This window comes from Ralstonia sp. SA306, from assembly GCF_054792405.1.
Genome location: NZ_CP096451.1, coordinates 54,078 through 67,675 on the forward strand (window position 1 = coordinate 54,078; position 13,598 = coordinate 67,675).

Annotated in this window: 13 protein-coding genes; 9 read left to right on the forward strand and 4 right to left on the reverse strand. The window is 64.1% G+C overall.

Features of this window, described 5'->3' with window-relative positions; translation table 11 throughout:
• The first annotated feature begins 7 nt into the window (after window positions 1–7).
• Window positions 8–1,840, forward strand: coding sequence for a protein-disulfide reductase DsbD (gene dsbD / locus M1D44_RS00300; RefSeq protein ID WP_316854347.1), 1,833 nt, complete (start codon window positions 8–10; stop codon window positions 1,838–1,840).
• Here dsbD and hemB read toward each other — a convergent pair whose 3' ends face one another.
• Window positions 1,841–2,836 (reverse strand): porphobilinogen synthase, encoded by a 996-nt coding sequence (gene hemB, locus M1D44_RS00305; protein ID WP_024977875.1) that lies wholly within the window; start codon window positions 2,834–2,836, stop codon window positions 1,841–1,843.
• Window positions 2,837–2,986: 150 nt separating this feature from the next.
• On the reverse strand, window positions 2,987–3,688 hold the full coding sequence (gene yihA / locus M1D44_RS00310) for a ribosome biogenesis GTP-binding protein YihA/YsxC (RefSeq protein ID WP_024977874.1): 702 nt from the start codon (window positions 3,686–3,688) through the stop codon (window positions 2,987–2,989).
• Window positions 3,689–3,944: 256 nt separating this feature from the next.
• On the opposite strand from yihA, the gene M1D44_RS00315 reads away from it, so the two are divergent.
• The 8 genes from M1D44_RS00315 to msrQ all read left to right on the forward strand — a co-directional run bounded on the left by M1D44_RS00315 (window position 3,945) and on the right by msrQ (window position 11,891).
• Window positions 3,945–4,604 carry a c-type cytochrome gene (locus M1D44_RS00315; RefSeq protein ID WP_024977873.1) on the forward strand — a complete coding sequence of 220 codons (660 nt, stop codon included), beginning with the start codon at window positions 3,945–3,947 and terminating at the stop codon, window positions 4,602–4,604.
• A gap of 112 nt (window positions 4,605–4,716) precedes the next feature.
• Window positions 4,717–6,921, forward strand: a complete 2,205-nt coding sequence (locus M1D44_RS00320; RefSeq protein ID WP_316854346.1) for a cytochrome c biogenesis protein ResB — start codon at window positions 4,717–4,719, stop codon at window positions 6,919–6,921.
• 7 nt (window positions 6,922–6,928) lie between these two features.
• Window positions 6,929–8,116, forward strand: coding sequence for a c-type cytochrome biogenesis protein CcsB (gene ccsB / locus M1D44_RS00325; protein WP_024977871.1), 1,188 nt, complete (start codon window positions 6,929–6,931; stop codon window positions 8,114–8,116).
• Window positions 8,117–8,224: 108 nt separating this feature from the next.
• Window positions 8,225–8,671, forward strand: a complete 447-nt coding sequence (locus M1D44_RS00330) for a COG4315 family predicted lipoprotein (RefSeq protein WP_439004734.1) — start codon at window positions 8,225–8,227, stop codon at window positions 8,669–8,671.
• 25 nt (window positions 8,672–8,696) lie between these two features.
• Window positions 8,697–9,269 (forward strand): RNA polymerase sigma factor, encoded by a 573-nt coding sequence (locus tag M1D44_RS00335; RefSeq protein ID WP_316854344.1) that lies wholly within the window; start codon window positions 8,697–8,699, stop codon window positions 9,267–9,269.
• A gap of 8 nt (window positions 9,270–9,277) precedes the next feature.
• Window positions 9,278–10,138, forward strand: coding sequence for an anti-sigma factor family protein (locus tag M1D44_RS00340; protein WP_316854343.1), 861 nt, complete (start codon window positions 9,278–9,280; stop codon window positions 10,136–10,138).
• 93 nt (window positions 10,139–10,231) lie between these two features.
• Window positions 10,232–11,227 (forward strand): protein-methionine-sulfoxide reductase catalytic subunit MsrP, encoded by a 996-nt coding sequence (gene msrP / locus M1D44_RS00345; RefSeq protein WP_316854342.1) that lies wholly within the window; start codon window positions 10,232–10,234, stop codon window positions 11,225–11,227.
• Window positions 11,228–11,234: 7 nt separating this feature from the next.
• Window positions 11,235–11,891, forward strand: a complete 657-nt coding sequence (gene msrQ / locus M1D44_RS00350) for a protein-methionine-sulfoxide reductase heme-binding subunit MsrQ (RefSeq protein ID WP_316854341.1) — start codon at window positions 11,235–11,237, stop codon at window positions 11,889–11,891.
• Window positions 11,892–11,953: 62 nt separating this feature from the next.
• Here msrQ and lysA read toward each other — a convergent pair whose 3' ends face one another.
• Window positions 11,954–13,213, reverse strand: a complete 1,260-nt coding sequence (gene lysA / locus M1D44_RS00355) for a diaminopimelate decarboxylase (protein WP_316854340.1) — start codon at window positions 13,211–13,213, stop codon at window positions 11,954–11,956.
• 65 nt (window positions 13,214–13,278) lie between these two features.
• Window positions 13,279–13,512, reverse strand: a complete 234-nt coding sequence (gene lptM / locus M1D44_RS00360) for an LPS translocon maturation chaperone LptM (protein ID WP_004634541.1) — start codon at window positions 13,510–13,512, stop codon at window positions 13,279–13,281.
• Between the last annotated feature and the right edge of the window lie 86 nt (window positions 13,513–13,598).

Here is a 13,598-nt window from a genome sequence, read left to right on the forward strand (position 1 = left end):
CGTTGATATGACCTTCTCTTCGTTCGTGTCCGTGCGACGTGTAGTGCAGTTGGTGATGCTGTTCGTCGCAGTGGCGACGCTGCCCATGCGCGTGCATGCTGCTGACGATTTCCTGCCACCCGAGCAGGCATTCCGCTTCTCCGCCACGCAGGTCGACGGCCAGACTGTCGAAGTCAAGTTCGCCATTGCCGACGGCTACTACATGTACCGCGAACGCTTCGCGGTGGCGGCGGACCCGGCGACCGTCACGCTGACACCCCCTGACATGCCGGCAGGCAAGGTCAAGTTTGACGAGACGTTCAACAAGGACGTAGAGACCTATCGGCATGACGTTGCATTCCGAGTGAAAGCGCAGAACGCCACAGCGCCTTTCACGTTGATCGTCACGTCGCAAGGATGTGCGGATCAGGGCCTGTGCTACCCGCCGATGAAGAGCCGTTTCCTGGTGGAGCCCGCCGCCTCGTTGCCGGGCGCGTCTTCCGCAGGCGGTGGCGACGCCAGCTCCGGTGACGCCCTCGGCCGCATCGCCAGCACGCTCGGCAGCGGCAATCTGGGAGCGATTGCGGCGTTGTTTTTTGGACTCGGGCTGCTGCTGACCTTTACGCCGTGCGTGCTGCCGATGCTGCCGATCCTGTCGGCGATCGTGGTTGGCGAGCACGCGACGCGTTCGCGCGCAGCCATCGTGTCGGTCGCTTACGTGCTCGGTATGGCAGTCGTCTATACCGCCGTGGGTGTGGCAGCCGGCTTGGCGGGGCAGGGCCTGCAAGCTGCGCTGCAAAACGTGTGGGTGCTGGGCGCGTTTGCTGTCTTGATGGTGGCGCTGTCGCTGTCGATGTTCGGGCTGTATGAACTGCAATTGCCGGCAGCTTGGCGCGATCACCTGACAAAAGCCTCCAGCAAGCATGGCGGCGGCGAGATTGTGGGAGCCGTCGTGATGGGTGCGCTGTCGGCGTTGATTGTGTCCCCGTGTGTGACGCCGGCATTGGCGGGCGCGCTGGCCTATATCGCGCAGACCGGCAACGCCGCGGTCGGCGGTATGGCGTTGTTTGCGATGTCGGTCGGCATGGGCGTGCCGCTCGTACTCGTAGGTGTGGGGGCGGGCAACTTGCTACCGCGCGCTGGTCACTGGTTGATCGTCACCAAGGCGGTGTTCGGATTCATCCTGCTGGCTGTGGCGCTGTGGATCGTGCAGCCGGTGTTGCCGGCCTGGGCGGTGATGGTCGCGTGGGGTGGGTTGCTGATCGGTGCGGCCGTGTTTCTGCGGACATTCGATTCGCTGCCGGATGGCGCGGGCAACGTGCAGCGCTTGGGCAAGGTCGCGGGTGTGCTGCTCGCGCTGGCGGGTGCGGCGCAACTGGTTGGCGTCGCCGCTGGGGGCCGCGATCCGCTGCAACCGCTGAGCGGATTGATTCGCGCATCGGCGGGCACGTCCGCGCAAGCCGAAGCACACGGCGTGACATTCAAGCGCGTGAAGAGCATCGCCGAACTCGATGCCGAAGTGCGCAACGCGAGCGCATCGGGTCGTGCGGTGATGCTCGATTTCTACGCCGACTGGTGCGTAAGCTGCAAAGAGATGGAGCGCCTGACCTTTACCGATGCGCGGGTGCGCAAGGCGCTTGCCGATGTGGTGCTGCTGCAAGCTGACGTGACGGCTAACAACGCTGATGACCAAGCGCTGCTCAAGCGCTTTGGACTATTCGGTCCGCCCGGCACGATCTTCTTCGATGCGCAGGGTCGCGAGCTGAAGGCGCGTGTGGTTGGCTTTGAGCGCGCCGACACCTTCCTGGAAAGCCTGCGCCGCGCGATCGGCGCGACGCAGGCAGTCAAGCCGACGGCCTGATTACGCGCGCAGCAGGCGTGCGGCGTCCAGCGCGAAATACGTCAGGATGCCGTTCGCGCCGGCACGCTTGAATGCCAGCAGCGATTCCAGCACGACCTTGTCGTGATCCAGCCAGCCGTTCTGCGCGGCGGCTTTCAGCATCGCGTATTCACCGCTGACCTGATAGACGTAGGTCGGGAAGCGGAACTCATCTTTCACGCGGCGCACGATGTCGAGATATGGCATGCCGGGCTTGACCATCACCATGTCGGCCCCTTCGGCGATGTCGAGCGCCACTTCGCGCAGTGCTTCGTCCGAGTTGGCCGGGTCCATCTGGTAAGTCATCTTGTTGCTCTTGCCCAGATTGGCCGCCGAGCCCACCGCATCACGGAACGGGCCGTAGAACGCCGAAGCGTACTTCGCCGCGTAGGCCATGATGCGCGTGTGGATGTGGTCGTCATTCTCCAGCGCCAGGCGAATCGCTCCGATGCGGCCGTCCATCATGTCCGACGGCGCGACGATGTCCACGCCCGCCTCGGCTTGCACCAGGGCCTGGCGCATCAGGATATCCACCGTCTCTTCGTTAAGCACGTAGCCGTTGGCGTCGAGCACACCGTCCTGGCCATGGCTCGTGTACGGATCGAGCGCCACATCGGTCAGGATGCCCAATTCAGGGAAGCGCGCCTTGAGCGCCTTTACCGCGCGCGGGATCAAGCCATCGGCATTGGTGGCCTCGATACCATCCGGCGTTTTGAGCGAGGGCTCGATAACGGGGAAGAGCGCCAGCACCGGAACGCCAAGCTGCACGCACTGCTCGGCCACGCTCAGCAATACATCGATCGACACGCGCTCGACACCTGGCATCGACGGCACGGCCTGTCGCACATTGGTGCCTTCGAGGATGAAGACGGGGTAGATCAGGTCGTCGGGAGTGAGGCGCGATTCGCGCATCATGCGGCGGGAGAAATCGTCGCGGCGCATGCGGCGCGGACGATGGTCGGGGAAGCTCGCGATCATTTCAGCAGACCCTAAGAACACACTGTGAAGTTTCGAAACCTTTGTCGCGATTATCCATCCTATGCACGGACAATGCGCCAGCGACGCTGATGCAGCGTCCCCCGCGGCTCCTCCCTGACGCGGGTTCCCATCGATGGCTCGATGGGGTCGTTACCCCCGTTGCGTGTTTGGCGACGGGGTTTTTTTTGCCTGCTCGGCGTGCGGCTCCGGTTCCAGCGCCTCCGGCAGGCACAGCCAGCCTGCGACAATTCGCTGCGCCTCTTCGATGCCGCGGCGCTTCAGGCTGGAGAACAACTGCACCGTGAGCGACACATCGCCGTCGATCTGCGCGCGGTAATCGGCCAGCACCTTGCGTGCCGCCATGAGCGCGCGCGAGGCGTCGTTGTTGGTCAGCTTGTCCGCTTTCGTGAGCAGCACATGGATCGGCTTGCCTGTCGGCAGGAACCACTCGACCATCTGGCAATCGAGGTCTGTAAACGGCCGGCGCGCGTCCATCATGATGACGAGGCCGGCGAGCTGTTGGCGTGCCTTGACGTAGTCGCCCAAAAGGTGAACCCAGTGCGATTTGGTTTCGCCGGGTGCTTCGGCATAGCCGTAACCGGGCAGGTCGACCAGGAAGCCGAGTGGGTCTTCCGCCTTGGCGGGCATCACCGAGAAATAGTTGATGTGCTGCGTGCGGCCGGGCGTCTTACTGGAAAACGCCAGCCGCTTCTGATTGCACAGGATGTTGATCGCGGTGGATTTGCCTGCGTTGGAGCGGCCCGCAAACGCAACTTCCGGCACGGCGGTCGCCGGTAAATCACGCAGATGATTGACGGTGATGAAGAAACGGGCTTGATGCAGGAGCGACATGCGCGGCAGTACCTGTAAACTGCAGTTCAGAACTGCGTGGTTGCTGCGCCGCGAGGTCGCATTGCAGAGGTGTTATTGTACAATACGCCGGTTTACGGACGTCCCCACCAGATCCGTCGCAGGACCGCCCCGAGGCCCGGGCCGGTCCGTTTTCATGCGCTGGTCTGGCACGAGGAGAAGGGGGCGCCCCGCGCCGCAGGGTCCCGCATTGGGCGGCGCACGCAGCATTCGAAAACAATCTAAACAAGGTGTGCGAATGAACCGCATCGCGAACGTTTTTGCTGTCGCAGCGCTGTCCCTGGCATCGGTCTTCTCCATAGCCCATGCCGAAGAGCAAAAAGTCGCCAAGGGCGACGCCGCGCGCGGCGAGACGATCTTCAACAACGGTGTGCCCGCCAATGGCGTGCCCGCGTGTGCCAGCTGTCACGGCGCCGGCGGCAACAGCGCCATGAACGTCAACCCGAAGCTGGCTGGCCAGCACGCCGAATACATCGAAAAGCAGCTCAAGGATTTCAAGGCCAAGACCGACCGTAACCAGCCGGTCATGTCGCTGTACGCCGGCGCGCTGTCGGATCAGGACATGAAGGATATTGGCGCCTACCTGGGCAAGCAAGCGGCCTGGAAGCCTGGTTCGGCCAAGAGCAAGGACACGATCGAGCTGGGCCAGAAGCTGTATCGCGGCGGCGACGCCAAGCGCGGTATCGCAGCGTGCGCAGGCTGTCACGGCCCGACGGGTGCCGGCATTCCGGCGCAGTATCCGCGTATCGCAGGTCAATTCTCTGAATACACAGAAGCTCAACTAGTTGCGTTCCAAAGCGGCACCCGCAAGAACAGCGTACAGATGCGCGATCTGGCGGGTCGCATGACGGCCCAGCAGATCAAGGCGGTGGCCGACTACATTGCGGGCCTGCGCTAATCTGCCGCACCTGGCCGTCATGTGACGGTCGCACAATCAACAAGAAGAACAGGGTGGCAATGCGCCTGGCATCGCCACCCTGTTTTCATTTCTGAACAGGTTGTCTTCCCGCATGTCTTCGGTCTCCACTTCCGGCGTCCAGATTCGCTCCCGCCGCCGCGCGCTGCGCGAAACGGTCGAGCTGCTGTCGTCGATGCGCTTTGCCATCAGCCTGCTGACGGTGATCGCCATTGCCAGCGTGATCGGCACGGTGCTCAAGCAGAACGATCCGTACCCGAACTACGTCAACCAGTTCGGGCCTTTCTGGGCCGATGTGTTCCGCTCGCTGACGCTGCCCACGGTCTATAGCGCTTGGTGGTTTCTGCTGATCCTGGCGTTCCTGGTGGTGTCGACCTCGCTGTGCATCGTGCGCAATGCCCCCAAGATGCTGGCCGACATGCGCTCCTGGCGCGAGAACGTGCGCGAAGGCAGCCTGCGCGCGTTCCATCACCGCGACGAATTTGATTCCCCCGCCGATACCGCAACCGTGACCGCACGCCTGGCGGCGCTCGCGCAGAACCGTGGTTTCCGCATCAAGGCATTCGCGCGCGAGGGTGGTGCGACGCTGATTACCGCAAAGGCGGGGGCGGGCAACAAGATCGGCTACATCCTGGCGCACACGGCCATCGTCGTGATCTGTATCGGCGGGTTGCTGGACGGCGACATGATGATCCGCGCGCAGATGTGGTTTGGCGGCAAGTCGCCCATCAAAGGCAATGCGGTCATCAGCGACATCGGGTCGGAGCATCGGCTCTCGGCGTCGAACCCGGGCTTCCGCGGTAACGCGTTCGTGCCGGAAGGTTCGAGCGTCAGCACGGCGATCCTGAACATCGCTGACGGCGCGCTGATCCAAGACTTGCCGTTCATGATCACGCTCAAGAAGTTCACTGTTGAGCATTATTCGACCGGCATGCCAAAGCTGTTCGCCAGCGACATCGTCGTGACCGACCGCCGTACCGGCAAGCAGACCGCTGCGCGCGTGGAGGTGAACAAGCCTTTCGTGTATGACGGCGTGGCGATCTACCAGTCGAGCTTCGAAGATGGCGGCTCGAAACTCAAGCTGACCGGCTTCCCGATGCACGGCGACAACGCCAAGACGTTCGATATGTCGGGCGTCGTGGGCGAGAGCTCGAAGCTCACCGGCAAGGGGGGCGACTACACGGTCGAGTTCTCCGACTTCCGCCTGATGAATGTCGAAACCGTGACGGACGCCTCGGGCAAGCAGGACGCACGCGGCGTGGGCAAGAAGGGCGGGGCGGAAAATGGTCTGCGCGCGGAGCTTGGCAACGTCACCAAGATGACGCGCGACCGCGATCTGCGCAACGTCGGCCCTTCCGTGCAGTACAAGCTGCGCGACGCCAACGGCCAAGCGCACGAATTCAGCAATTACATGCTGCCGGTCACGCTGGACGGGCAATCGGTATTCCTGGCCGGCATGCGCTCTCAGCCCGACGAGCCGTTCCGCTATCTGCGCATTCCTGCCGATGCACAAGGCACCGTCCGTGACTGGATGCGCCTGCGCGCTGCGCTGCAAAATCCGGCGATGCGGGGCGAAGCGGCGCGCCGGTTCGCGCTGCTCTCCATGCCTGGCGAGCAGCGTGCGGAACTGCGCAATCAGCTGATGGAAAGTGCGCGTCGCGCGCTCGACCTCTTTGCTGGCGCTGCCGATGTGAAGGATGGGGCCGCCGGTGCAGAGGGCGGTTTTGCCGCAGTCGCTACATTCCTGCAGAAATCGGTGCCCGAAGGCGAGCGCGAGAAGGCCGCCGATGTACTGATGAAGATCATCAACAGCTCCATGTGGGAGTTGTGGCAACTGGCCCGCGCGCAGGACGGCCAACCGGCACCCACTGTGGATGCCGCCAGCAGCCAGTGGTTGCAGAGCGCCATCAACGCGCTGTCGGACAATGTCTTCTACGGCGCACCCGTGTATTTGCAGTTGACCGACTTCCAGCAGGTGCAAGCCAGCGTCTTCCAGCTCACACGTGCACCGGGCAAAAACATCGTGTATCTTGGGTCGTTGCTGCTAGTGCTGGGCGTTTTCTCGATGTTCTACGTGCGAGAGCGCCGCTGGTGGCTGTGGATCCGACCGCAATCCGGTCAGGCCAACGAAAGCGCCTCCGGCGCACATGTGCTGACCGCCATGTCGACCATGCGCCGTACGCTCGACTTTGACCGCGAGTTCGAGCGGCTCAAGCACGATATCCGCGCCGCGGCAGGAGCCCCAGGCGCCCCCGATGCCGCCGGTGCAGCGAGCGTCGACCCCAAACCAACGAAGTGAGCCGGTGATGGAAGCGAGCAATCCCCAAACGACCATGGCGAGCGCCGATCTGGGCGCGCTGCAACGCCCATCGTATTTCCGCCGCCTAGGCTGGTTTGACTGGCTATTTGCTGCAATGCTAGCGGCCGGCGCTGGTTATGCCTTTTCCCGCTATGGCGCTTACATGGATGGCTACGAGCGGGGCATTCTCGTCGCCGCCGTGCCCGCCTTCGCATGGCTGGGCTGGACGTGGAAGCCGGTGCGCGTGCTGATGATTGGCATCGCCGTGTTGTCGTTGTTCGGTATCTCGCAATACGCCGGCGCCAATGGCCCGGATCTCGCCCGCGCCGAGCACGCCTTCTTCCTCAAGTATTTCCTTGCCAGCCAGTCGGCCATCCTGTGGATGAGTGCGCTGATCTTCCTGTCCACGCTGTTTTTCTGGACGGGTTTTCTGCTGCGCTGGGAAGCGGGTGGGTCGATCGGCAGCAAGCTGTGCTGGGCAGCCGTGGTGCTCGGCCTGACCGGCATGCTGGTGCGGTGGTATGAGTCGTACCTGGTGGGCGCAGACATTGGCCACATCCCCATCTCGAATCTGTACGAGGTGTTCATCCTCTTTACGCTGATCACGTCGCTGTTCTATCTGTACTACGAGCAGCGTTACAAGACGCGCGCGCTGGGGCCGTTCGTGATGCTGGTGGTGTCGGCGGCGGTCGGCTTTCTGCTGTGGTACACGGTGTCGCGCAGCGCGCAGGAGATCCAGCCGCTGGTGCCGGCACTGCAAAGCTGGTGGATGAAGATCCACGTACCGGCCAATTTCATCGGTTACGGCACGTTCGCGCTATCGGCTATGGTGGGCGCGGCTTATCTGCTGAAGGAGCGCGGCGTGCTGGCCGATCGCCTCCCGTCGCTCGAAGTGCTGGATGACGTGATGTACAAGGCCATTACCGTGGGCTTTGCGTTCTTCACCATCGCCACGATTCTCGGTGCGCTGTGGGCGGCTGACGCCTGGGGCGGCTATTGGAGCTGGGACCCGAAGGAAACCTGGGCGCTGATCGTCTGGCTGAACTACGCTGCGTGGCTGCACATGCGCCTGATGAAGGGCTTGCGTGGTCGCATGGCGGCATGGTGGGCGCTGATTGGCCTGTTGGTCACGACGTTCGCCTTCCTGGGCGTGAACATGTTCCTCTCGGGGCTGCACAGCTACGGTGAACTGTAAGTCGTAAGTCACAAAAAACTTTCCGCAGACTGGAATAAAGACGCGCCTAGCGTGTTTACTGCTCAGTGAGGGCGCGATCGGCGCGCCCCTCCATCCAAGGAGAACAAGATGAGCCAGTCTGCAGCTTCCCAGAAGTTGTTCAATCCGCGCGCCGCGTTGGCCGGCGCCGCGCTGCTTGCCGCATTGGGTTTGGCAGGCTGCGGCGGCATGGGCATGGGCATGGGCATGGGCATGGGCGCGTCGTCTACGCCGTCGGCCGTCAAGGTGACCAACGGCACGCTTACGGATCAGCACGGCATGGCGCTTTACACGTTTGACCGTGACGCCACGGCCGGCAAGAGCGCCTGCAACGGCAAGTGCGCTGAGAACTGGCCGCCGCTGGCAGCCAATGACGCCGACAAGCCGTCTGGCGACTACACCATCATCACGCGCGACGATGGCAAGAAGCAGTGGGCCTATCGCGGCAAGCCGCTTTACCTCTGGACCAAGGACAAAATGCCGGGCGACCAGACCGGAGACGGCTTCATGAACGCGTGGCACATCGCCAAGCCGTAAGCACGCCGCCTTCGCTCGCGCCCATATGTCCGACCTGGCCAGCCGGCTGATCGCGCTTACGCCACGCCTGCGCCGACACGCGCGCGGCCTGATGCGGGACGCCAGCCGTGCCGACGATCTTGTCCAGGACACGCTGGAACGCGCCTGGCGTTACCGCTGGCGGTTCCAGTTGCGGCCCAGGCTCGGGCCGATCGGGCAGATTGGCGCGCAGGGCGAGGGCGACGGGTTGTTTGCCTGGCTGCTCACCATCATGCATCGGTTGCATCTGAACGCCGTGCGCCGGCCCGATCGGATCGAGCTGAGCGACTCGCTCCCCGATATCCCCGTCGACGAAGACCCCGGCTTACGCCGTGATCTGCTGCGTGCGCTGGCGACGCTGCCCGAAGACCAGCGGGCGGTATTGCTGCTCGTCGGCCTGGAACAGTTCGCCTATAAGGAAGCCGCCGACGTGCTGGGCGTGCCGGTGGGCACGGTGATGTCGCGGCTGTCGCGGGCGCGTGAGCGGATGCGTGTGGCGCTCGACGGTTCGCCCGAGGCGGCGCGTGCATCGGCGGCATCTGGCGACGGGAGCAGCGCAGCGCTGCACCGCGTGAAGTGAGGCTCGCCATGTCCTCCAATTCCATTCATATCGACGAACTCCACGCCTATGCCGACGGCCGCTTGCCCGCGTCGCGACGCGCTGCCGTGGAGGCCTATCTTGCCGCGCACCCGGTCGCAGCGGCCGAGGTCGCGGGCTGGCGCAAGACGGACGCGCAATTGCACCACGCGCTCGATCCGCTGCTCAACGAACCGGTGCCGCAGCGCCGCATTCCGGCGGAGATCCTCGCGGCAGCACGTCGCCCCACGGCCAGCGGCTTTGGCGCGGTGCGTGGCTGGAGTGTCGTGGCGCTGGGTGTTGCGTGCCTGGCCATTGGCTCGGGCGCCGGTTGGCTTGGCCGAGGTGCCGTCGAGCACACCATGCCCATGCAGCGTTTCGCCAACGATGCGCTCGTATCGCACGTCGTCTTTTCTCCCGAGTCGAAACACATGGTGGAGGTGCCGGCCGATGAAGAGGCGCATCTCGTCACATGGTTGTCGCGGCGCCTGGATGCGCAGTTGCGTGTTCCCGACCTGACGTCGCTCGGCTACCGGCTCATCGGCGGGCGCCAGACGGTGGTGGCTGATGCGCCTACGGCCATGCTGATGTATGAGGGGCCAGGCGGTACGCGTATCTCCGTACAGTTGGGGCGCATGCCGAACAATCGCGATACGGGGTTCCGGCTGGAGACGCTCGCCCCCGACAACCGCGTGCTGCAGGCGATTCATCCTGCTGTGGATCACCCGCCACCGATGGCGTTTTATTGGGCGGACCACGGTCTGGGGTTTGCGGTGGCCGGCCCGCTGGTGCGTGCGCAGTTGCTGGAAGTGGCCCAGGTGGTCTATCGGCAGTACAGCGAATTCACCGGACCAGCGCCCCGCCAGGAATAGCGCCATTTTTTTTCCCGCGCTTTGTCAGGTTGGCGGCGCGGGCACGACCAACGCACATGGGACACCGTTCCCGCACGACGAGGACCACGAATCATGTTGATCAAGACAGACCGCTGGCTGCGTGGCGACGACATTCCCGCCGGCGAGATCACACCGCAGCACATCTTCGAGCAGCGCCGCCGTTTTTTGGCCGCTGCCGCCATGGGCGCCGCCGGCGCAACGCTGGCGCCGTGGGCGTCGCGAGAGGCCTTCGCCGCCAACCCGCCGCTGACCAAGTTGGCCGGCAAGCCGAATCCGGCGTACACGACCGTGGAGAAAGCCACCCCATACGACCAGGTCACCACGTACAACAACTTCTACGAGTTCGGGACCGACAAGGCCGACCCGGCGCGCTATGCCAGCACGCTGCGCCCGCACCCATGGCAAGTCAGCGTGGAAGGTTTGGTGAAGACGCCGAAAACCTACGACCTGGACGACCTGATGAAGCTCGCGCCGATGGAAGAGCGCGTCTACCGCCTGCGTTGCGTCGAGGGCTGGTCGATGGTGATTCCCTGGGTGGGCTTTCCGCTGGCCGAGTTGATCAAGCGGGTGGAGCCCCAGGGCAGCGCCAAGTACATCCAGTTCATCTCGCTGGCCGACAAGCGGCAGATGCCCGGGATCAGCAGCCCCGTGCTGGAGTGGCCGTATAGCGAAGGCCTGCGCCTGGACGAGGCGATGCATCCCTTGGCGCTGCTCACCTTCGGGCTCTACGGCCAGGTGCTGCCGAACCAGAACGGTGCGCCCGTGCGCGTGATCGTGCCGTGGAAGTACGGCTTCAAGAGTGCGAAGTCCATCGTCAAGATCCGCTTTGTCGACAAGCAGCCGCCAACGAGCTGGAACCTTGCTGCGGCCAACGAATATGGCTTCTATTCCAACGTGAACCCGACCGTGGATCATCCGCGCTGGAGCCAAGCCACTGAACGCCGCATCGGCGAGGACAAAGGCGGCTTTGGCGGCCTGTTCGCGCCCAAGCGCAAGACGCTGATGTTCAACGGCTACGAGCAGGTCGCGCCGCTCTACGCGGGCATGGACCTGCGCAAGAACTTCTGAGGCCGACATGACACTGCTGCCGCCGATGTTGCCGCCAAAGCAGTTGCGTGTGGTGAAGGCGATCGTGTGGGTCGTTGCGCTTGTGCCCTTTCTGCGCATCGTCTTCCTGGGCGCGACCGATCAGTTCGGGCCGAATCCCCTGGAGTTCGTCACGCGCTCGACCGGTACGTGGACGCTGGTGCTGCTGTGCTGCACGCTGGCCATCACGCCGCTGCGCCGGATCACGGGCATGAACTGGCTGATTCGGCTTCGCCGCATGCTTGGGCTGTACACGTTCTTCTACGGCTCGATTCACTTCCTGATTTGGTTGCTGGTTGATCGCGGACTCGACCCTGCGTCGATGCTCAAGGACATCGTCAAGCGGCCTTTCATCACTGTTGGTTTTGCGGCGTTCGTGCTGATGATTCCGCTGGCCGCCACGTCGACCAACGCGATGGTGCGCAGGCTCGGCGGCAAGCGTTGGCAGTGGCTGCACCGGCTTGTCTACGTGACCGGCGTGCTGGGTATCCTTCACTACTGGTGGCACAAGGCAGGTAAGCACGACTTTGCCGAGGTGTCGATCTACGCGGCAGTGATGGCGGTGCTGCTAGGGTTGCGGGTGTGGTGGGCGTGGCGCTCGCCGCGCAGTGCGATGGCTGGAGCGGCGATGCCTGCACGGGATTGATCCGGATCTCGCCCATAAAAAAGCCGACGTCTGTGCGTCGGCTTTTTTCTTGCGGTGCAGGCTTACGCCGGAAACAGATGCTCGCCGCGGATCAGGTCTTCAAAGCACTCCCGCTCGCGTGCCAGGTGCACATTGTCGCCATCGACGATGACTTCGGCCGCGCGATTGCGCGTGTTGTAGTTCGAACTCATCGTGAAGCCGTACGCGCCGGCCGACAGGATCGCGAGCACATCGCCCGGCTGCACCGCCAGCGAACGGTCGCGGCCGAGCCAGTCGCCGGATTCGCATACCGGACCCACCACGTCGTAGACGACGGGTGCGCTCTGGCCTTCGCGCGCCGGCACGATGTGGTGATACGCCTCGTACATCGCCGGGCGGGCGAGGTCATTCATCGCCGCATCGACGATGCAGAAATTTTTGCTCGCGCCAGGCTTGAGGTATTCGACGCGCGTGAGCAGCAGGCCCGCGTTGCCGACCAGCGAGCGGCCCGGCTCGAACAGCACGGTGCGATCGCCAAAACCGCGTTGCTCGACGCGGTCGAGCAGCGTGCGCGCGAAGGCGGTGATGTCCGGCGGCGTCTCGTCGGTGTAAGTGATGCCCAGGCCACCGCCCACATCGATATGGGACAAGCGGATGCCCTCGGCGTCCAGCTGCGTCACCACGTCGAGCACCTTGTCCAGCGCATCCAGATACGGCGACACCTCGGTGATTTGCGAGCCGATATGGCAGTCGATGCCGACCATACGCAGGTTCGGCATTGCAGCGGCCGCGCGGTAAGTCGGCAGGACTTCGTCAAACGCCACGCCGAACTTGTTGCCTTTCAGGCCCGTCGAGATGTACGGGTGCGTCTTGGCGTCGACGTCCGGGTTGATGCGCAGCGACACGGGCGCGACCTTGCCCATCGAGGCGGCCACGTCGTTCAGGCGGTGCAGTTCGGGAATCGACTCCACGTTGAAGCACGCCACGCCGACTTCCAGCGCGAAGCGCATTTCGTCCGCGCTCTTGCCCACGCCCGAGAACACCACCTTCGCAGCCGGCGCACCGGCGGCCAGCACGCGCTTGAGTTCGCCTGCGGACACGATGTCAAAGCCTGCGCCAAGCTGTGCGAACACCTGCAGCACGGCCAGGTTCGAGTTGGCTTTCATGGCGTACTGCACATGCGCGTTGCGGCCTTCGCAGGCGGCGGCGTAGGCGCGATAGTTGGCGGTGAGCGCGGCGCGCGAGTACACGTAGGTGGGCGTGCCGAACTGCGCGGCAATCGCGTCCAGCGCGACGCCTTCGATCATCAGCGCGCCTTCCTGGCGAATCAGGGACTCGGACATGAGTGGAAACATTCTGGGCGTCGCACCAGATAGGGGCGGCGCCGGTTGAGTAGAAAGGGGCTGGATCAGCGGTTCGCGGGTACCGCGCTGGCGGCATCGGCGGCTGCGGGTTTGGCGCCCGGCACCGGCGGCTGCGGCACGGCGTTCGGCCCGGCGATGCCGGGGTCCGTGGTTTGCGGCGCGGTTGGCGCTGGCGGCACCTTGGGCATGTACAGCGGCCCGCGAATCCCGCAGCCGGATAGGCCTGCGACCGTCAGGGTCAGGCCGACAGTGGCTACAATGGCGGCGGTTCGTATCATCGGATGATGGTGCAGAAAGGATGCCCCAGGGGTGTAACCCTTGCGGCGATCGGAGTCATATGGGACGAGGCGCCTGCTGGTCAGGA

Excerpts from the sequence above, each read along its gene's own strand:
- dsbD (WP_316854347.1), top strand. The coding sequence starts at position 8 with ATGACCTTCTCTTCGTTCGTGTCCGTGCGACGTGTAGTGCAGTTGGTG.
- hemB (WP_024977875.1), bottom strand. The coding sequence starts at position 2,836 with ATGATCGCGAGCTTCCCCGACCATCGTCCGCGCCGCATGCGCCGCGAC.
- yihA (WP_024977874.1), bottom strand. The coding sequence starts at position 3,688 with ATGTCGCTCCTGCATCAAGCCCGTTTCTTCATCACCGTCAATCATCTG.
- M1D44_RS00315 (WP_024977873.1), top strand. The coding sequence starts at position 3,945 with ATGAACCGCATCGCGAACGTTTTTGCTGTCGCAGCGCTGTCCCTGGCA.
- M1D44_RS00320 (WP_316854346.1), top strand. The coding sequence starts at position 4,717 with ATGTCTTCGGTCTCCACTTCCGGCGTCCAGATTCGCTCCCGCCGCCGC.
- ccsB (WP_024977871.1), top strand. The coding sequence starts at position 6,929 with ATGGAAGCGAGCAATCCCCAAACGACCATGGCGAGCGCCGATCTGGGC.
- M1D44_RS00330 (WP_439004734.1), top strand. The coding sequence starts at position 8,225 with ATGAGCCAGTCTGCAGCTTCCCAGAAGTTGTTCAATCCGCGCGCCGCG.
- M1D44_RS00335 (WP_316854344.1), top strand. The coding sequence starts at position 8,697 with ATGTCCGACCTGGCCAGCCGGCTGATCGCGCTTACGCCACGCCTGCGC.
- M1D44_RS00340 (WP_316854343.1), top strand. The coding sequence starts at position 9,278 with ATGTCCTCCAATTCCATTCATATCGACGAACTCCACGCCTATGCCGAC.
- msrP (WP_316854342.1), top strand. The coding sequence starts at position 10,232 with ATGTTGATCAAGACAGACCGCTGGCTGCGTGGCGACGACATTCCCGCC.
- msrQ (WP_316854341.1), top strand. The coding sequence starts at position 11,235 with ATGACACTGCTGCCGCCGATGTTGCCGCCAAAGCAGTTGCGTGTGGTG.
- lysA (WP_316854340.1), bottom strand. The coding sequence starts at position 13,213 with ATGTCCGAGTCCCTGATTCGCCAGGAAGGCGCGCTGATGATCGAAGGC.
- lptM (WP_004634541.1), bottom strand. The coding sequence starts at position 13,512 with ATGATACGAACCGCCGCCATTGTAGCCACTGTCGGCCTGACCCTGACG.